Here is a 17,892-nt window from a genome sequence, read left to right as displayed (position 1 = left end):
CCCCCTGGGGCTGGACGTCAGGGCCCGACCTCGCGCAGGTAGGCGACGACGGCCTTGACGCGGCGGTTGTCCGCGTCGGTCGGCGGCAGGTCGAACTTGGTGAACACGGACGCCGCGTGCTTCTCCACGGACCGCTCGGAGACGACGAGGAGCGCCGCGATGGAGCGGTTGGAGTGGCCCTGGGCCATCAGGTCCAGGACCTCGCGTTCGCGGGCGGTCAGTCGGTCGAGCGGGCGCGTACCGCTGTTCAGCATGCGGCTGACGATCTCCGGGTCGAGGGCCACGCCTCCGGCGGCCACCCGGCGCAGTGCGTCGAGGAAGTCGGCGGTGGCGGCGACGCGTTCCTTCAGGAGGTAGCCGATCCCGGAGGCGTCGCCGGCCAGGAGGCGGGCCGCCCAGGACGGTTCGGCGTGTTGGGAGAAGACGAGGACGCCCACGTCGGGTTGGTCGGCGCGGAGCCGGACCGCGGCGCGGATGCCCTCGTCGGTGTGGGTCGGCGGCATGCGGATGTCGACGACGGCGACGTCGGGGCGGTGTTCGGCGGCGGCGGCGAGCAGTTCGTCCGCGTCGCCCGCGGTGGCGAGGACCTCGCAGCCGCGGGCGGTCAGCAACTCCACCATGCCTTCACGGAGGATCACCGAATCCTCGGCGATGATCACTCTCACGACACGCTCCCCTGGTCACCGAACAGGTGATCCATTCAATCAGAGCGCGGAGCGGGGTTCGGGCTCGGGTTCAGGGTCGGGTTCAGGGTCGGGGTCGGGTTCCGGTTGGGGTTCGGGTTCGGGTTCGGGTTCGGCAGGGGATTGCCCGCGCAGGAGGCGTCGGCCGCGGGCAGGCGGCCCCGCAGGAGGTGGTCCTCGACGTACGCGTCCACGCACGCGTTGCCGTTCTGGTGGTTGCCGTGGTCGCCGCCTTCGACGGTGATCAGCCGCGACCCCGGCAGGGCGCGGTGCGCGCCCAGGGCGCTCTCGTAGTGGGTCGCGGGGTCGCGTCGGGAGTTCAGCAGGAGGACGGGCGGTGCTCCCGCGGGGCCGCGGCCGCCGGGCCCGGTGGCGGGGCGGGGCCGGGTGGGGTGGTGGTCGGCGGGGCGGGGCCAGGCGGCGCAGATCGACGCGAACGTCAGCTCGCGCGCCCCGACCAGGGGATGCGTACGGGTGTCGGCGGCGCTCTTGTCGATCCAGTGGCGGGTGTCTCGCGTCCAGGGGTCGTCCGCGCAGACGAAGGAGAAGAAGGCCGCGGCGAAGTCGGCCGCCATCGGGTGGCGGAGCTTGCCGGCGAGGGCCTTGCGGACGCCGGGGTCGGCGGTGTCCGGGTCCCTCAGGACGCCGAGGAGGAGGGCCAGGTCGGGGAAGCCCGCGCCGTTGTAGACGAGGCTCGCGGCCGCCGCGTCGAGGTGGTTGGCGGTGACGACGGTGCCGTCGAGGTCGAGCGGGTGGGCGCTGAGCGCCGCGCGGATCCGCTCGAAGGAGGCGCCCGTCTCGGCGGGGGTGCGGCCGTGGTGGTACGTGGCGTCGTGGGCGGCCAGCCACGGCAGGAAGTCCTGGTCGAAGCGGCGTTGGAAGCTGAGGGGCTGCCCCGGCTGTCCCGGCTGTCCCCCCGTCATGAACCGTTCCCAGGTGCCGGAGGGATCGATGACGCTGTCGAGGACGACGCGGTCCACGCGGTGCGGGAAGCGGTCGGCGTAGCGGGCGCCGAGCAGGCTCGCGTACGAGGGTCCGTAGTAGGAGATCCGGTCGACGCCGAGGAGGGAGCGGTAGAGGTCCAGGTCGCGCGCGGCCTGGTCGGTGGTGAGGTACGGCAGGAGTGCGCCGGAGGCGCGCCGGCAGTCCCGTACGAAGGCGTGGGCGCGGGCGACGGTGTCGCGTACGGCCCTCGGCGAGCGGTCGCGCAGGTCGCCGCTGGTGAACAGGGCGTCCACGGCGGCCTGGTCGGCGCAGGCCACGCGGGTGCTCGCGCCGATGCCGCGCTGGTCGAAGCCCGCGATGTCGTAGGCGGCGGCCAGGTGGGGTGCGTACGAGGCCAGGCCGGTGGGGCGGGCGAGGCCGGAGGCGCCGGGGCCGCCGGCCGCCACGACGAGGACGCCGCGTCGTGCGGCCGGGTCGGGGGCGCGCAGGCGGGACACGGCGAGGGTGAGGGAGGGACCGGAGGCGGGCCGGTTCCAGTCGCGGGGCACCGCCATGTCGGCGCATTCCAAGGCGGTGGTGGGTGGGGTGGTGGGTGGGGTGGTGGTGGGTGTGGTGGTGGGTGGGGCGGTGGTGGGCGGGCCGGGGGCGCAGGGGGCCCAGTGGAGGCGTTGGTGGGCGTAGCGGGCGGGGACGGGGTGCGCGGCGGCGGCCGGGTGCGTGGGGGTGGCGCTCGCGGGTGGGGTGGGGAGGGTGAGCAGGCCGATGAGGGCGAGCAGGGTGAGACGGGCGCGGAGGGTGAGACGGGCGGGCGGGGCGGGCGGGGTCGGTCGTGCGGGTTTGCTGAGGGCGTGCATGCGGAGTCGGCCTCCCCGTGGGAGCGGATGCGGTCGCTCCCAGCCTGTCGGCCGCGCCGGCCGACCACGATCCCCCTGGGGCCCGTCCGCGGGGTGGTGCCGGTGCCACCCCGGGGGCCCCGAGGGGGGTGCGGTCACTCCGTGCGCAGGGCGGCCAGGCGCTGCTCGAAGGGCACGATCTTAAAGCCGGCCGACGCGTCCACCGAGGTGATCGCGCCGGTCGTCGAGCGAGGGGCGATCGCGGCGGTGGTGTCCACGTCCGGGACGGTGTCCCGGGGGGTGGGGACCGCGACCGGGGTCGGGGTGGGCGCGGAGGCGGGGGCGGGGGCGGGGGCCGCGGGAGCGAGGAGGCGTGCCAGTTCCGCGCCCGCGCGGGAGATCCGTCGGTCCAGGCCCTCGTCGCCCCAGTCCTCCGAGGCCGCGTAGACGGCGGTCGGCGGTACGACCGCGCGCAGGTAGGTGAACAGCGGGCGCAGGGCGTGTTCGGTGACCAGGGAGTGGCGGGCCGTTCCGCCGGTCGCGCCGAGGAGCACCGGCTTGCCGGTGAGGGCGTCCTTGTCGATGACGTCGAAGAACGACTTGAACAGGCCGCTGTAGGACCCCGCGAACACCGGTGTCACGGCGATCAGGCCGTCCGCGGCGGCCACCGCGTCGAGCGCGGCGGCCAGCCGGTCGGAGGGGAATCCGGTGACGAAGTGCCGGGCGATCTCCGTGGCGAGGTCGCGCAGTTCGATCACCTCGGGCTCGGCGTCAGCGTCGACGTCGACGTGGTCGAGGGTCGCGGCGGCGAGGCGGTCGGCGAGCAGTCGGGTGGAGGAGGGCGAGCTCAGGCCCGCCGAGACGATGACGAGCTTCATGCCCGCGGCTCCCGCTTCGTGGTCTCCCGGGCCGCTTCCACGCGGGCCGAGTGGGTGGGCGCGTCCGGTACGCCGGCCGGGCGCAGGTTCGCGAACTCCTTGCGCAGGACCGGTACGACCTCTTCGCCGAGGAGGTCGAGCTGCTCCAGGACGGTCTTCAGGGGCAGGCCGGCGTGGTCGACGAGGAACAGCTGGCGCTGGTAGTCGCCTGCGTAGTCCCGGAAGGACAGGGTGCGCTCGATGACCTCCTGGGGCGAGCCGACGGTCAGGGGCGTCTGGGAGGTGAACTCCTCCAGGGAGGGGCCGTGCCCGTACACCGGCGCGTTGTCGAAGTAGGGGCGGAACTCGCGCACCGCGTCCTGGGAGTTGCGGCGCATGAACACCTGGCCGCCGAGGCCGACGATGGCCTGCTCGGGGGTGCCGTGTCCGTAGTGGGCGTAGCGCTCCCGGTAGAGGTTGACCATCTGTCGGGTGTGGGAGGCCGGCCAGAAGATGTTGTTGTGGAAGAAGCCGTCGCCGTAGTACGCGGCCTGCTCGGCGATCTCGGGGGAGCGGATGGAGCCGTGCCACACGAAGGGCGCGACGCCGTCCAGCGGGCGCGGGGTGGAGGTGAAGGACTGCAGCGGCGTGCGGAACTTGCCCTTCCAGCTGACGACGTCCTCGTCCCACAGGCGGCGCAGGAGGGCGTAGTTCTCGATGGCGAGGTCGATGCCGTCGCGGATGTCCTTGCCGAACCAGGGGTAGACCGGGCCGGTGTTGCCGCGGCCCATCATGACGTCGACGCGGCCGTCCGCGATGTGCTGGAGCATCGCGAAGTCCTCGGCGATCTTCACCGGGTCGTTGGTGGTGATCAGGGTGGTCGAGGTGGAGAGGATCAGCTTCTCGGTGCGGGCGGCGATGTAGCCGAGCATCGTGGTCGGCGAGGAGGGGACGAACGGCGGGTTGTGGTGCTCGCCGGTGGCGAAGACGTCGAGGCCGACCTCCTCGGCCTTCTGCGCGATGGCGAGCATCGCCTTGATGCGCTCGTGCTCGCCGGGTGTGCGTCCGGTCGTCGGATCGGGTGTGACGTCGCCGACGGTGAAGATTCCGAACTGCATGGCTCCCCATTCCCAAGATTGTTTACGATTCAACTATACCCCGGAACAGAAGAGCCGGACGACGTATTCCCCGCGCCGGGCCTGGAGGGGGGACGCGGCAGGCCCCCGTCCGGTCGGACGGGGGCCTGTCGGTCGAACGGGGGCCCGACACGGGCGGACGGGTCTCACTGGCGGGCGCGGCGGGCCGGGCGGGGGGCTTCGGCCGGTGCGTCCAGGGGGCCCTCGGCGAGGGAGGCCAGCACGCGCAGGAGGGTCTCGCGGTCGGCGGGGGCGAGGGAGGCCAGCGCCTCGGCGTGCACCTCATCGACGATGCGCCGGCTCGTGACGCTGAGGGCCGCCCCCTTCTCGGTGACCGAGATGATGCGGGCGCGGCGGTCCTTGGTGGAGGGGCGCCGTTCGGCCAGGCCCGCCTTCTCCAGGGCGTCGACCGTGACGACCATCGTCGTCTTGTCCATGTCGCCGATCTCGGCCAGTTGGATCTGGGTCCGCTCCTCCTCCTGCGCGTGAACGAGGACGCAGTGCATGCGGGCGGTGAGTCCGATCTCCCCCAGGGCCGCCGCCATGCGGGTGCGCAGGGCGCGGCTGGTGTGGTCCAGGAGGAAGGAGAGGTCGGGCTGGGTTCGGGTGGACGCCATAGCGGTCATGCGTCGAGTCTAACAATTCGATCCGTTGAATATCGTCTGCAACGAAACCATCTGCTACGGTCTCACTCAGTTGCCCGCCGACCGCTCTGGCGATGCCTCGAACGGAGAGTCCTGTGCCCGCTGTTGCCCCCACCTCCCCCGCGACCGGGGAAGTCCCCGCGACCGGGGAAGTCCCCGCGTCCTCACCCGCGCCCTCACCTGCGTCCTCATCCGCGTCCTCACCTGCGTCCTCACCTGCGTCCTCATCCGCGTCCTCGGCGATCCCTGTTGACGCCCGCGTCACAGCTCCCGGGGCCGGGGCCGGGGCCCGCGGGCTGCGCTCGCGCTGGACCGCCCTCGGCGTGCTCTCCACCGGCATGCTGATGACGGTCCTCGACGGCAGCATCGTCACCGTCGCGATGCCCGCCATGCAGGACGACCTCGGGTTCACGCCCGCCGGGTTGAGCTGGGTCGTCAACGCCTACCTGATCGCCTTCGGGAGCCTGTTGCTGCTGGCCGGCCGGCTGGGCGACCTCATCGGACGCAAGCGCGTGTTCCTGGCGGGGACGGTGGTGTTCACGGCCGCCTCGGTGCTCGCCGGGTTCGCCGGCTCCCCCGCCCTGCTGATCGCCGCCCGGTTCCTCCAGGGCATCGGCAGCGCGATGGCCTCCGCGGTCGGACTGGGCATCCTGATCACCCTGTTCACCGAAGCCCGCGAACGCGCCAGGGCCATCGCCGTCTTCTCCTTCACCGGCGCGGCCGGGGCCTCCCTGGGCCAGGTGTTCGGCGGTGTCCTCACCGACGGGCTCGGCTGGCACTGGATCTTCTTCATCAACCTCCCCATCGGGCTCGCCGCCCTGCTCCTCGCCCTGCCCGCGCTCCCCGCCGACCGGGGCCCGGCGAAGGGCGCCGGGGCCGACGTACTCGGTGCGCTGCTGGTCACCGCGGGGCTGATGCTCGGCATCTACACGGTGGTCGAGGTGGAGCGGTACGGCTGGGCCTCCGCGCACACCCTCGGCCTCGGGGTGCTCACCCTGGCCCTGCTGGCCGGCTTCGTCCTGCGCCAATCCCGGGCGCGCACCCCGCTGATGCCGCTGCGGATCCTGCGTTCGCGCACCGTCGTCGGCGCGAACCTGGTCCAGATGCTGATGGTGGCCGCGCTGTTCTCCTTCCAGGTGCTCGTGGCGCTCTACCTCCAGAAGGTCCTGGGCTACGGGGCCGCCGCGACGGGCCTGGCGATGCTGCCGGCCGCCGTGGTGATCGGCACGGTCTCGCTGGGCCTCTCCGCCCGCCTGGGCGCGCGGTTCGGTGACCGCAGGCTGCTCGTCGTCGGCCTCGCCCTGCTCGTCCTGGCACTCGGCCTGCTGACCCGGCTGCCGGTGCACGCCTCCTACGTCTCCGACCTGCTGCCGGTGATGCTGCTCGCCGCGGGCTTCGGCCTGGCCACGCCCGCGCTCACGAACCTGGCCATGTCCGACGCCGGGGAGGAGGACGCGGGGCTCGCCTCGGGCCTGTTCAACACCACCCAGCAGATCGGCATGGCGCTCGGCGTGGCCGTACTGTCCACCCTCGCCGCCTCCCGTACGCGGACCCTGGCCGCCACGGGCCGCGACGCGGCCGAGGCCCTCACCGGCGGCTACCACCTGGCGTTCGCCACGGGTACCGGCCTGCTGGTCGCCGCGATCGCCCTGACCGGGATCCTGCTGCGGGATCGGGGGCCGCGCGGTGCCTGACGGTGCGGGGCCGAGGTCGGGGCCCGGGTCGACCCGGGCCCGGGCCCGCGGCCCGCACCGTCGTTCCCGGGCCGTGGTCGATCCCGGGGTGGTGCCTGCGGGGTCACAGGGTGTGGGCGGTGATGTCGCCGTAGGCGGTGGTGGCGTGGATGTTCAGGGCCGCGCCGGAACCGGCGGTGTTGGTCAGGGCGTTGTGGACGCGGCCGTAGGAGGTGCCGGCGTCGAGGGTGGCCGAGACGCCCGCCGCGGCGCCGACGGTGATCGCACCGTGCTCGGTGCGCAGGTTGACCGTCCCGCGCACGGCCTCGGCGACGTGGAGGTCGCCGTGGCGGGTGGTGAGGGTGGCCGGGCCGTCGAGGCGACCGATCCGGATGTCACCGGCCTCCAGGCCCACCCGGGCCCCCGCCGTCTCTTCCAGGTCGACGCGGCCGTGGGCGGACTCCACGACGACCTCGCCGAGCCGGCCCACACCGCGCACCTCGGCGCTCGCCGTGCGGGCCTCGACGCGGGAGCCGGCCGGCAGGTGCACGGTCACCTCGACCTCGCCCGCCTCCTCGCCGAAGAGGCCCTTGCCCGACCTCTCGGCCCGGACGCTCAGGATCCCGTCCGCGTACTCGACGCCCACCCGCTCGGCCGCCTTCACGTCGCGCCCCTTCGACGCGTCGGCCGGCAGTACCTCGACCGAGACCTCGTCCCGCCCGACGGCCACGAACCGCACCCGACCCGCCGGAACCTCCAACACGGCGGTCACAACAGCGGCGGCAGCATCAGCGTCGACGGTGGTGGTGGTGAACTGCATGGTGACTTCCCCTTCTCCCGCGGCGGACACTCTCCGGCCCGCCGCTTTCCGATGAAGGAAAAGCTACGTTGCATTCAGAGATCCAGCAACACATTCATTGCGTTCGATCTAGATCGGCGCAGTTCAAAGCAGGTATTTTGTTGCAATCGGCCGAGAGCTAACGCAATGCACTTGCGTCAGTAGATTGCAATGAACTGCCAGTGAACGCTATCCGGTCGCTGCGAGGAGGTGGGGTTTCGGCGGCCGGCCGGGGCCGCGCCCTGATGAACCAGGCGCCGAGGAAGGCGGCTGCCGCGAGCGCCGTGGCGATCAGGAAGGCGGCGTGGGTTCCCTCGGCGACGGCTTCCTCGTAGGCGGAGCGGACCTGTTCGGGCAGGGCGGCCAGGCTTTCGGCGGACAGTTGCGCATGGCCTTCGCCGCCGGCGGCGCTCGGGGCCGCGCCCTGTACCCGGTCGGTGAAGACGATCCCGGCGAGGGAGACGCCGAAGGAGCCGCCGATGGTCCGGCTCAGGGTGACGGTCGAGGAGGCCACGCCCAGGTTCCTCATCTCCACGCTCTCCATCGCGACCGAGAGGGTGACCTGCATGAGCAGGCCCAGTCCGGCTCCGAAGACGGCCATGGAGAGGCCGGTGGTCAGGCGGCTCGTGGTGGTGTCCATCAGCGAGAGGAGGAAGGCCCCGGCGAGCAGGAGCGCGCCACCGATGACGGCGTACAGCCTGAAGTCGCCGCGTTCTGCGATGAGTCGGCCGGCGAAGGTGTTGACGCCGACCATGGCGAGCAGCAGGGGCAGCATCAGGATGCCGGCGCCGGCGGCGGACGCGCCCTGGACGGTCTGCTGGTAGATGGGCAGGAAGGTCATCGCGGCGACCATCACGAAGCCGAAGAGGAAGGCGACGACGTTGGCCCAGCTGAAGTTGGCGCTGCGGAAGACGTCCAGGGGCAGGATGGGCGCGGCGGCCTTGCGCTCCACGGCGAGGAAGGCGGCGGTGCCCGCCACGGCGACGACCGCCAACCCGATGACGACGGGCGAGGTCCGGTCGTAGCGGGTGCCGGCCCATGTGGTGATGAGGACCAGGGCGGTGATCACGGCGGTGAGCAGGGTCGCGCCGAGGTAGTCGACGGGGGCCTGTGAGCGCTTCTTCGGCAGGTGCAGACCCGTGGCGATGGAGAGGAAGGCGATCAGTCCGAGGGGCACGTTGAGGTAGAAGCACCAGCGCCAGCCGAAGTGGTCGGTGAGGAAGCCGCCCGCGAGCGGGCCGCCGACCATGGCGGCGCCCATGACCGTGGAGGCCATGGCCTGGAACCTGCCCCGCTCGGCCGGGGTGATCAGCTCGCCGATGAGGGCGAGCGCGCCGACCATGAGGCCGCCTCCGCCCAGGCCCTGGAGCACGCGGAAGCCGATGAGTTGTCCCATCGACTGGGCCAGGCCGGCGACCACGGAGCCGGCCAGGAAGAGGCCGATCGAGGTGAGGAAGACGGTCTTGCGACCGTACATGTCACCGAGCTTGCCCCAGACGGGGGTGGAGGCGGCGGTCGCGAGCATGTAGGCGGAGGCCACCCAGGAGAGGTGTTCCAGGCCGCCCAGCTCGGCGACGATCGTCGGCATCGCGGTGCCGAGGATGAGGCTGTCGAGTGCCGCGAGGAGCATCGCCACCACCACGGCGCTCATCACGAGCAGGTGGCGGGGACGCGGGGGCGTGCCGGCGGGCGGTCCGCCCCGGGCGGGGTCGTGCGCCATGGTGGGTTCCTTTCGGACGGGATCAGTGCCGCGCCACCCCTACTTACTGACCGGACGGTAAGTTGGGCAGGCGACTGGGAAGCTAGAACATTTACTGACCGGCCGTCAAGTAGAATCGCGACCCGGAGCCCGCACAGGAGGACCCCATGCCCGGCAGACCGACCGCCAGGACGAACACCCGCGAGAGGATCCAGGAGGTCGCCCTGGCGCTGTTCGTCGAGCGGGGTTACGAGAAGACCTCGATGCGCGAGATCGCGGAGGGCCTCGACATCACCAAGGCCGCCCTCTACTACCACTTCAAGGCCAAGGAGGAGATCCTGCTGTCGATCTCCCAGGGGCTGGGCGCGCCCGTGGACGAACTGATCGCGTGGGCCAGGACCCGCCCCCGGACCCTGGAGACCAAGCGCGAGGTCCTGCGCCGCTACAGCGAGGTGCTCAAGGACGCCACCCCGCTCTTTCGCATCATGCAGGAGAACCAGGCGGCGCTGCGGGCCCTGGGCATCGGGCAGACCCTCAACGACCGGGTGGCCGCGGTCGCGGAGCTGCTGTACGAGCACGGGGCGTCCGTACGCACCCAGGTGCGGCTCTCGGACGCCCTCGTGAGCGTCCACTTCGGCGCCTTCTCCCTGCACGCCCTGGCCGGCAGCCCCGAGGAGAAGCGCCTGGCCCTCCTGGAGTCGGCCCTGGAGACGCTGGAGTCGGTGTCGGAGGAGTGCGGCTGAGTCGGCGGCCCGCCCAGGCGCGCATCGACCGGCAACCGACGGGTTCCTCAAGGTCCGCCGCGATCCGCACGGACGCCGACAAGCACCCCGCCGTCGACGATCCGCAAGCGCAAAATACAGACAGGTCAGTTCGTTAAATTCCCCCCGATCACCACCGCCACAACACGTTGCGCGGCAGGCCCGGCTCCAACAAGTGGATCACGACGGCGCGGGGGCGGCTTCCGTCTCGGGCGCGCCTGACCTCGTACGGGGCGACGGTCCCTGCATCGGCGGCACCGGTTCCGGAACTCGTTTCGGTACAGACAAGTCTGTTAAATTTCGGGCTCACGATTCGGGCAAGAGAGTTAAGGGTCTGGTCTGCCATGGCTCAACAGGAGCGCGGGAAGCGTTCGAGGCGGTCGATCCTGGAAGCCGCCGCCCAGGTGTTCGACGAGTGCGGGTACGAAGCGGCCAGCACCAACGAGATCCTGTCGCGGACGGGCCTGACCCGCGGATCGCTGTACCACCACTTCCCTTCCAAGGAAGCGATCGCCATGGCGCTGGTGGAGGCCCACGGCCAGGCGCTCCAGCTGCCCGACCGACCCGTGAAGTTGCAGGCACTCATCGACCTGACCCTGAACTTCGCGCAGCAGCTCCAGCGCGACCCCGTCCTGCGGGCCGGCGTGCGCCTGGCCATGGAGCAGACGTCGCTGCCCTGTCCGCCGGAGACCGCCTTCGAGCAGTCGATGACCGCGGCCGTCGAGCTGCTGCGCCAAGGCGCGGAGCAGGGGGAGATCCTCCCGGGGGTGGACATCGAGGAGGCGGCTGCGACCATCGTCGGTTCGTTCGCCGGCCTCCAGACGATGTCCCAGGCGTACACGGGCCGAACGGATGTCCTCGAACGAATCGCGACCTTCTGGCGGTTCCTGCTGCCGGGCCTGGCCACACCGGGTTTGATCGGACGGCTGCGCCTGGAGCTGCCGCCCGAGCCCGCCAAGGCCTGATCCGCCCGGGGCCGTCACCGCGCGGGCTCAGGTCGGGTCGGGTCAGGCCAGTCGCGGATCCGGTTCCACCGACTCGAAGAGCGGACGCATGACCTCCCACAGCCGGGTCGAGGTCTTGCCCTCCCACCAGGCCGGGTCCGACCTGCCGAGGGACTCGATCCCCGCGGCCACCACCACGGCGAGGTCCGCCAGGTCACCCGCGTCACCCGTGGAGGCGTTCGCGTTCGCGTGCGTGGCGACGACGCGCTGACGCACCATGGCGAGCAGTTCGTCACGCAGGCACGGCCTGGCGTCCGAACCGTCGGACGCCAGCTGCATGCCCGCGCGCACCACCTTCTCGTTCCCCATGGCCGCGCCCAGGGCAGTGAAGAAGCGCTTCGGCGCGTCCGGCTCGGCGCCGTCGAAAGCCTCCTCCGTCAACGACCAGGCCCGAGTGCGGGCCTCTTCGTAGACGGCTGCCGCCAACGACGCGGTGGAGGGGAAGTGGTGGTAGAGGGCACCTCGGGTCACGCCCGCCCGGTCACAGATGTTCACCAGACCCGCGTCGGCGACCCGACCGTCGGCGATCAGTTCCGCCGTCGCACGCACGAGGGCCTGACGGGTCTGATGGGACCGTTGCGTCATGGGGTTGCACCCGCCGTCTCTCGCTCGATGTGTCGACTCTCCGACAACCCCACTACACGCCTCGGTTGACGGTGCAATTAAAATCATACAGGCATGCCTGTTTCGCTCTACCCCTTCAGGTGGCACTTCTCACTTTTTTCGCACCTAGCTTTCTGAATGGCGGGACATAGGTGGGTAGTTGGCTCATATCGAACCCTTCGCTCATCCTGCGAGACGGGTTTTGAATCAGACCGATCTGTTTGGTAGTGCCGGTCTCGGCCCTTCACCCCCGCATTCCCCGTCGAGGAGCCCGGCTCAGCGGCGGGTGCGGCGGCGGTGGTTGGCGTCGGTGCGGTAGAGGCGCTGTTCGGTGGCGGTCAGTTCCAGCGCCGCCGCGATGCCCGGCCGCGCACCGACCTTGATCAGGTACTTCCCCCGGCCCGGGTGGTGGCGGGCGCCGGCGCCTTCGGTGTCGATGGCTTCGGTGTCGGCGTCGGTCGGGGCGATGTCGAGGCCGGTGGAGGTGGCCGAGGACCAGGAGCCGATCATCATGCGCTCCTGCTCGGTGAGGGAGCGCTTGCCGGTGACGCGGCGCAGTTCCTCCTCCGAGGAGGCCCCGATGACCCAGGTGTCGCAGCGGTCCATCAGGCCGCGGGCCTTGGCCCGGTCGGCCTCGGTGGGCAGGGCCTCGACGTCGAGGAGCGAGTGGGTGACGTAGATCGTGACGTCGTCGGTGGTGCGGTTGAGGCGCGAGATCGCGTCCATCGCGTCGACCAGGCCCGGACCGGAGCGCAGGGCCCGCCACATCTCGTCCATGGGCAGGACGAGTTTGCGGTCCATCAGCCCGATGGAGCGGGCCGAGTCGATGGAACTGTACGTGTACGCCCAGGTGGCGATCATCCCGGCGGAGACCACGTCGTTGCCGCGGGCGCGCAGCGCGGAGATGTCCACGGACACGGCGGGCGCGTCGATGTCGAGGGGCGTGGTGGTCGGGCCGTCGAAGAGGCCCTTGAGCGGGCCGCCGATCAGGTTGTCGAGGCCCGCGACGACGGAGCGGGTCAGATCGCGGTAGCGCTCCCCGTCGGCGGCGAGTTTGCCGCGCAGTTCCTCGGGGGCGGCGCGCAGGACCTTGACGACGTCGGCGACCACGGGATCACTGCCGGGAGGTTGCGCGGCGGAGGCGACCTGCACGGCGGTGTCGAGGGCGGAGCGTTCGACCTCGTCGGGGGTGCGGCCGAGGCCGTGCTTGGTGGACAGGAGCGCGACGAGGGTCTCCAGGCGGCGGCCGTTGAGGACGTCGAGGAGGGCCCGGCGGCGGTCGGCGGGCAGGGTCCGGGCGCGGTCCTTGAGGGGGCCGGAGTCCAGGGGGTTGAGGCGGCCGATGCCGTCGCCGATCCGTACGACGGAGCCGCCGAGCTCGGCGATCAGGGTGGAGTACTCGCCCTTGACGTCGCCGGGGACGCACACCATGTGCCCGTACGCCGAGTAGACCAGGCAGACGCGTTTGACCAGCGCGGACTTCCCCGCGCCCGGCTGCGACATGACCCACATGCCGGGGTTGGTGGTCAGCTTGCCGGTCCAGCCCGACGGGTCGACGCAGACGAGTTCGCCCGTCAGGACGTCCCGGCCGACCGGGACCCCGCGCGGCGGCAGGCCCGAGCCGAGGAGGAACGGGTAGAGGCCGCCGGCCTGGGTGGTGGGACCGGTGTGGACGGTGCCGGCGTCCTCGACGGGAGCGCGCCCCCCGAACCGGCCGCCCCAGCCGAGGCGGGGCGCGAAGCGGCCCCGGAGCCTGCGCCGGTGGCGGCGTTCGTCTCGGCTCGGGAGGGTGTCGGCGGGCAGGAGCAGGCGCCGGGGGGTGCGCAGGACCGGCGGCTTCGGCTTGCGGGTCATCGGGGGGACAGAGGGAGTTGGGGGGACAGGGGGAATCGGGGTTCTTCGGCCTCGGTGTTCAGGGGGTCACCGGTCCTTGACGAGGGGGTGGTAGCCCAGGGGGATGCCGGCCGCGAAGACGGCGGCCTGGGCTCCGTACGCGGGGCGCATGCGGATGCCGCGCATCGCCTTCACCGCGCGTTCGAGTTCCTGGCGGGCGGCGGGCAGGTCGGCGGCGGCGCGTGCGGTGACGGTGACCATGAGGGTCCAGTCGACGACCTGCGCGCCGCCCGCCATCTGCGCGGCCGCCTGCTCGGCCCGCCGGGTGTCGGCCCGCTGCGTCCACTTCGCCCGACCCTTCACCTCCGCGGTCGCCTGGGCGCGTTGGTGGGCGTTGCTGATCTCCCGTTCGAGTACGGCCTCCCCCTCGTACGGGTCGAGAACCCGGTAGGCGAGGGTGACGCGGCGCTGGAAGCGGCCGGGGGCGAGGAGGGGGAGGAGGACGCTGTAGGCGAGGGGGCGGCGCGGCATCTCGCGCAGAACCCAGGAGGTGGAGACGGCGCCGTCGTGGGCGTACTCCTCCCAGCCGTCGTCGGCGGCCTGCGGACCGCACTCGCCCCAGGAAAGTCCCTCGAAGTCGGCGTCGCGGGCGTTGAAGACGGCGGGGTCGTAGGCGCTGCGCACCAGGCGTCGCAGGTCGATGTCGGTGGCGCGGCGTTCGATGTCGGTGCCCGTGCCGGACAGGTCGAGGGAATCGACGACCTTCAGCGCCTCGGCGACCTGTTCGGCGAGGTCGGTGGGCGGGTTCGCGGACGCGGTCGGGTCGACCGTGACCGACATCCAGGGCGCCACGGAGGCGGTGGCGTGCGGGGTGGTGCGGACGAGTTCGTCGATGATCCGCCGCGCGAGGAGGGGCGCGCCCGGGTCCTGACGGATCTTCACGTCGTCGGCCAGGGCCTCGCCGGCGCCGGGGGTGATCTGGATGGTGACCGAGGCGCCCTTGATCTGCTCGTCCGTGCTCATGGCGTCCAGGACGGACGCCCAGGTGCGCAGGTTTCCGCGGACGGTGGAGGTCGGGGCCATCAGGCTGCCGCCGGGTGCGAGGAGCGTGCTGACGGTCATCCGTCCGGTCGCCCGGTCGTGGACGACGCCGACCTTCCTGCCGGTCGTCGGGTCGTGCGCGCGGATGAGGGTGGAGGAGGCGCCGACGCCGGGCAGGTCCAGGGCGTAGGGGTGCGGCAGGAGGAGCCGCCGGTAGGCGGTGACGTCGAAGCGGGCGGCGCGGCGCCAGGCGAGGCGCGCCCAGTAGTAGGACAGCGCGGGCATGCCGTGGCGGCGGGCGGCCGCCAGCGCGAAGGCGGTCAGCGTGACCGGGAGGGTGAGCAGGAGGGTTGCCGGGGCGCGGGTGGCGATCAGCCCGTCCAGCAGCAGGACCAGGGCGGCGGTGATCGTCGCGCCCTTGGAGAGCCCGCCGAGGCCGAAGGAGCGGCGGGCGCGGAAGCCCTCGACCATGAGGGTGTCGGGCACCTCGTGGGTGGTCACCGGCGGAACCCTCCGATCGGTTCGTGGGCGGTGTCGTTGACGCCGTCCATCACCTCGATGCCGACCTGGTCGGGGATCCGGGCGGCGGCTTCGGTGCGGGAGGTCCGCGTGGGCGTCGTCGCGCCTTCCGGTGCGGGGGTCCGGGCGGTCCCGGTGGGCCGGTCGGCCATGCTCTGCTCGACGTAGCGGGCGTGCTGCACGGCGGTCGAGGGGGCGGCGCCCTCCGCGTCGGGTGCGGTGTCGACGCCCTTGCGGCGGGTGAGGTGGTCGGCGACCGCACCGAGCGCCCCGCCCGCGCCGCCGGTGGCCATGCCCTCGCCGACGGCGGTACCGAGCGGCGCGAACAGCCGCATGAGGGGGCCGGGCGCGAGGACCCCGAGGACGAGGGTGGCGCAGCCGCGGAGCCACTGCGCCAGGGTCTGGGCCGTGCCGAACTCGGTGAAGCCGATGCAGATGAGGACGGCCAGCAGGGGTTTGTAGGCGATGACGGCGAGGCCGGTCGTGACGAGGTTGGGCAGCCACCTGCGGGTGGCCGCGCCACCGGTGCGGCCGCCGCTCGCGAGGGGGAGCAGCAGGCAGATGACGGGGATGGCGCTCTGGCGCAGGTATACGAGGACGAGTTGGACGAAGCCGACGACGAGGATCACCTGGAGCAGGCCGAGGACGAGGACGGGGTTCACGACCCGGGCGGGGACCATCGTGGTCAGGACCCGGTCGAAGAGGTTCTCGCCCTTGAAGGCGGCGTTCACGAGGCCGACGGTGAGGGCGTCGCTGGCCTCGAGGAGCAGCCCGAACAGGCCGACGCCGCAGGCGGCCACGACGAGGTTCTCCACCCAGCCGAACAGGGACCGCCCGGCGTGGCGGGCCTGCCCGGTGAGCGCGGATCTGGCGAACTGCCAGACGACCCCGGCGGCGGCGAAGAGGAGCCCGAGCCAGGTCAACATGCCAGCGAGGGTGGCTCGCGGCCCGAAGAGGCCGGTCGCTTCGAGGTCGAGGGAGGGGCCGAAGAGGGTGAGGAAGAGCACCTTCTGGAGCATCCAGCGGGTTGCGTCCTGGGCGGACTCGATGATGTCGCCCAGGAGGGAGTTCTTGATGTTTTCCCAGCCTTTGTCCAACGGGGTTCCGACGACGTTGCCCACCAAGTCGCACGCCTGTGTCACATGTCCCCGGGTCGTGCTTGGGAGGACCTTCAGAACTGGCGCGACGGACAGTGTGCAGGCTGTCTCGAAACCGTTGGCAACGGTTCCGCCGTCATCGACTGCCATGGCGGGGTGCGGTGCAGAGAAGGTCAGCACCAGTGCCATGAGAAGCCCCGAAAGAAGCCACCTCATGAGGCCGTCCTGATCGCTGTCCAGCCAGCCGCATTGAACGCCGCGTCACCCGGGGCTCCCAGTCCGGGAGCAATTTGAGCCTCTGTGTCCTGCTGCGCCTGAACAGTGACGTCGCCCGACAACTTCCAGTCTTCTTCGTGCCAGTGGAGGCCCACGATGGTGCGGGTGTAAGTGCCCTCCTCCGTTGCCACCTCGCCGGACTTCTGGACCACGTGGGTCAGCACCCAAAGGCTGACGTCATCAATCGACTTGTTGACGATCTTGTATCCGACCACATGGCTACGCGAGTACGCGCCGCTCGGCAGAGGCTGGCCAGGGCTTACTCCGGCCCGGCGGGCAAGCGTCTCATCGGTCCGGGAAACGTCATCCCGTAGCCTGTCGACGCCTTCTGGCGACTGATCCCTCTTCGCAAGATACGAGTGATAGAGGCGTAACTGCTCATCCACCGCAGACCTTTCGCCTTCGACAGCAAGGCTGCTGGCGGCCACAGCTGCGGCCACCGCGCCTTCAGTCGTGTGGGGGAAGCCCACCTCGCTGCCTTGTTCATCCTTGTGAGTGCCGCGGGGTAGGGAGGCCCAGCGGGTGGGTTCGGTCCAGTCGGGGGGTGGGGTGTACGTCGGGACCGGGGTGGGGGGTGGGGCGGTGGCGGTGGCCGTGGGGGTGTGCTCGGCGGGGGTGAGCAGGGCGTAGGCCGTGAAGGCGAGGAGGGCCGCCAGGGCGGCGAGCGCCGGCCAGGTTCGCCTGGTCCGTGGCATCTTCGGTCCCCCTAGCCGCTGATGCCGTTGAGGATGCTGATCAGGGAGCCCGCCAGGAGGATCGCGAGGACGCCCCCGCCCATCCACTTGAACGCCTCCGATCCGGCGCCGCCGCGGCTCTTGTCGACGACCGCGAGCTTGTAGACGCCGAAGCCCGTGCCGCCCACGCCGGAGAGGACCAGCAGCCACAGCCCGTAGCCGAAGATCCGGCTCACGGTCGTGTCCAGGTGGGGGATCGCGGTCGGCTTCGCGCCCGGGATCAGGTCCCCCGCGAGCGTCAAGAGGTCCGTGCTCATCGCTTGTTTCCTTCCATCGCGTGCCGCAGCCTCTCGGCGGCGGCCCGTACGTCCTTGTGTTCCAGGGCCTCCGCGGGCCCCCGCACCGTTCGCAGGACCGGCAGGTACGGCACCCTCGCCACCCCGGCCAGGCGTCCCTCCAGGGCGCGGACCAGGTAGCGCGCGTCCGCGACGGGGCGGGCCGGGGCGTCGGCCACCAGCACCAGCCAGGGTTTGGGCAGGGAGCCCCAGCGCAGCAGGAGTTCCTCGACGCGGGTCGCGCCGTAGACGGTCGTCTCCGCGACCAGGACGGGCTGGGCTCCGTACGGGAGCGGTTCCGGTCCGGTGAGGACGCGGGCGCGGGCGCCGCCCGCGTCCCCGTCGAGCATCCGCGCGACGGTCACCACGGCGATCCCGTGGCCCTCCACTGGGATCAGCGCATACCGCAACGGTGCCTGCGAGTGCGTGGACACGCCCCAA

17 protein-coding genes are annotated in these 17,892 nt (G+C 71.8%); 3 read left to right on the top strand and 14 right to left on the bottom strand.

The features are described 5' to 3' along the window. Positions 1-17 precede the first annotated feature (17 nt). The 5 genes from ACZ6ZI_RS32410 to ACZ6ZI_RS32390 form a co-directional block, all read right to left on the bottom strand. Positions 18-659: a response regulator transcription factor gene (locus ACZ6ZI_RS32410; protein ID WP_363062858.1), complete on the bottom strand. Its 642-nt coding sequence runs from the start codon at positions 657-659 to the stop codon at positions 18-20. Between the two features lie 41 nt (positions 660-700). After that, a complete protein-coding gene (locus tag ACZ6ZI_RS32405; RefSeq protein WP_469526879.1) occupies positions 701-2,482 on the bottom strand; it encodes an alpha/beta fold hydrolase in 1,782 nt (593 codons plus the stop codon). 134 nt (positions 2,483-2,616) lie between these two features. After that, positions 2,617-3,339: a CE1759 family FMN reductase gene (locus ACZ6ZI_RS32400; protein WP_469526876.1), complete on the bottom strand. Its 723-nt coding sequence runs from the start codon at positions 3,337-3,339 to the stop codon at positions 2,617-2,619. After that, complete coding sequence (locus tag ACZ6ZI_RS32395) at positions 3,336-4,436, bottom strand: LLM class flavin-dependent oxidoreductase (protein WP_363062806.1); 1,101 nt, start codon at positions 4,434-4,436, stop codon at positions 3,336-3,338. Before ACZ6ZI_RS32395 ends, ACZ6ZI_RS32400 begins: the two co-directional genes overlap by 4 nt. 164 nt (positions 4,437-4,600) lie before the next feature. Then, the gene (locus ACZ6ZI_RS32390; protein WP_469526873.1) at positions 4,601-5,080 is read right to left on the bottom strand and encodes a MarR family winged helix-turn-helix transcriptional regulator; all 480 of its coding nucleotides are present in this window, start codon (positions 5,078-5,080) and stop codon (positions 4,601-4,603) included. Between the two features lie 356 nt (positions 5,081-5,436). Here ACZ6ZI_RS32390 and ACZ6ZI_RS32385 point away from each other — a divergent pair, with 356 nt between their 5' ends. Then, a complete protein-coding gene (locus ACZ6ZI_RS32385) occupies positions 5,437-6,792 on the top strand; it encodes an MFS transporter (RefSeq protein ID WP_469526925.1) in 1,356 nt (451 codons plus the stop codon). 103 nt (positions 6,793-6,895) lie between these two features. On the opposite strand, the gene ACZ6ZI_RS32380 is transcribed toward ACZ6ZI_RS32385, so the two are convergent. Continuing rightward, positions 6,896-7,591, bottom strand: a complete 696-nt coding sequence (locus tag ACZ6ZI_RS32380; RefSeq protein ID WP_469526870.1) for a DUF4097 family beta strand repeat-containing protein — start codon at positions 7,589-7,591, stop codon at positions 6,896-6,898. 157 nt (positions 7,592-7,748) lie between these two features. Then, positions 7,749-9,329, bottom strand: coding sequence for an MDR family MFS transporter (locus ACZ6ZI_RS32375; RefSeq protein ID WP_469526868.1), 1,581 nt, complete (start codon positions 9,327-9,329; stop codon positions 7,749-7,751). A 146-nt stretch (positions 9,330-9,475) separates the two neighbouring features. Here ACZ6ZI_RS32375 and ACZ6ZI_RS32370 point away from each other — a divergent pair, with 146 nt between their 5' ends. Further along, on the top strand, positions 9,476-10,051 hold the full coding sequence (locus tag ACZ6ZI_RS32370) for a TetR/AcrR family transcriptional regulator (protein WP_469526865.1): 576 nt from the start codon (positions 9,476-9,478) through the stop codon (positions 10,049-10,051). A gap of 362 nt (positions 10,052-10,413) precedes the next feature. After that, entirely contained in the window at positions 10,414-11,034 is a 621-nt protein-coding gene (locus ACZ6ZI_RS32365; protein WP_469526862.1) for a ScbR family autoregulator-binding transcription factor, read from the top strand. Positions 11,035-11,076: 42 nt separating this feature from the next. Here the strand turns inward: ACZ6ZI_RS32365 and ACZ6ZI_RS32360 are convergent, their stop codons facing one another. The 7 genes from ACZ6ZI_RS32360 to ACZ6ZI_RS32330 form a co-directional block, all read right to left on the bottom strand. Beyond that, entirely contained in the window at positions 11,077-11,658 is a 582-nt protein-coding gene (locus tag ACZ6ZI_RS32360) for a TetR family transcriptional regulator (protein WP_469526860.1), read from the bottom strand. 294 nt (positions 11,659-11,952) lie between these two features. Beyond that, the gene (locus ACZ6ZI_RS32355) at positions 11,953-13,530 is read right to left on the bottom strand and encodes an ATP-binding protein (protein WP_469526858.1); all 1,578 of its coding nucleotides are present in this window, start codon (positions 13,528-13,530) and stop codon (positions 11,953-11,955) included. A gap of 66 nt (positions 13,531-13,596) precedes the next feature. Next, positions 13,597-15,051: an SCO6880 family protein gene (locus ACZ6ZI_RS32350; protein WP_469526856.1), complete on the bottom strand. Its 1,455-nt coding sequence runs from the start codon at positions 15,049-15,051 to the stop codon at positions 13,597-13,599. Beyond that, the gene (locus ACZ6ZI_RS32345; RefSeq protein WP_469526854.1) at positions 15,048-16,193 is read right to left on the bottom strand and encodes a hypothetical protein; all 1,146 of its coding nucleotides are present in this window, start codon (positions 16,191-16,193) and stop codon (positions 15,048-15,050) included. Before ACZ6ZI_RS32345 ends, ACZ6ZI_RS32350 begins: the two co-directional genes overlap by 4 nt. A gap of 185 nt (positions 16,194-16,378) precedes the next feature. Continuing rightward, positions 16,379-16,870, bottom strand: coding sequence for a hypothetical protein (locus ACZ6ZI_RS32340; protein ID WP_469526851.1), 492 nt, complete (start codon positions 16,868-16,870; stop codon positions 16,379-16,381). A gap of 278 nt (positions 16,871-17,148) precedes the next feature. Next, entirely contained in the window at positions 17,149-17,433 is a 285-nt protein-coding gene (locus ACZ6ZI_RS32335) for a hypothetical protein (protein ID WP_469526849.1), read from the bottom strand. Further along, the gene (locus ACZ6ZI_RS32330; protein ID WP_363062826.1) at positions 17,430-17,885 is read right to left on the bottom strand and encodes a hypothetical protein; all 456 of its coding nucleotides are present in this window, start codon (positions 17,883-17,885) and stop codon (positions 17,430-17,432) included. Before ACZ6ZI_RS32330 ends, ACZ6ZI_RS32335 begins: the two co-directional genes overlap by 4 nt. Positions 17,886-17,892: the final 7 nt, after the last annotated feature.

It is taken from the genome of Streptomyces sp. NPDC103540 (genome assembly GCF_055584445.1).
The sequence above is the reverse complement of the archived record's forward strand: the minus strand, read 5'-3'. Positions and strand labels throughout refer to the sequence as shown.

Coding starts and splice junctions, on each gene's coding strand:
- ACZ6ZI_RS32380 (WP_469526870.1), bottom strand. CDS start 7,591: ATGCAGTTCACCACCACCACCGTCGACGCTGATGCTGCCGCCGCTGTT.
- ACZ6ZI_RS32405 (WP_469526879.1), bottom strand. CDS start 2,482: ATGCACGCCCTCAGCAAACCCGCACGACCGACCCCGCCCGCCCCGCCC.
- ACZ6ZI_RS32395 (WP_363062806.1), bottom strand. CDS start 4,436: ATGCAGTTCGGAATCTTCACCGTCGGCGACGTCACACCCGATCCGACG.
- ACZ6ZI_RS32400 (WP_469526876.1), bottom strand. CDS start 3,339: ATGAAGCTCGTCATCGTCTCGGCGGGCCTGAGCTCGCCCTCCTCCACC.
- ACZ6ZI_RS32370 (WP_469526865.1), top strand. CDS start 9,476: ATGCCCGGCAGACCGACCGCCAGGACGAACACCCGCGAGAGGATCCAG.
- ACZ6ZI_RS32390 (WP_469526873.1), bottom strand. CDS start 5,080: ATGACCGCTATGGCGTCCACCCGAACCCAGCCCGACCTCTCCTTCCTC.
- ACZ6ZI_RS32375 (WP_469526868.1), bottom strand. CDS start 9,329: ATGGCGCACGACCCCGCCCGGGGCGGACCGCCCGCCGGCACGCCCCCG.
- ACZ6ZI_RS32355 (WP_469526858.1), bottom strand. CDS start 13,530: ATGACCCGCAAGCCGAAGCCGCCGGTCCTGCGCACCCCCCGGCGCCTG.
- ACZ6ZI_RS32365 (WP_469526862.1), top strand. CDS start 10,414: ATGGCTCAACAGGAGCGCGGGAAGCGTTCGAGGCGGTCGATCCTGGAA.
- ACZ6ZI_RS32385 (WP_469526925.1), top strand. CDS start 5,437: ATGCTGATGACGGTCCTCGACGGCAGCATCGTCACCGTCGCGATGCCC.
- ACZ6ZI_RS32335 (WP_469526849.1), bottom strand. CDS start 17,433: ATGAGCACGGACCTCTTGACGCTCGCGGGGGACCTGATCCCGGGCGCG.
- ACZ6ZI_RS32360 (WP_469526860.1), bottom strand. CDS start 11,658: ATGACGCAACGGTCCCATCAGACCCGTCAGGCCCTCGTGCGTGCGACG.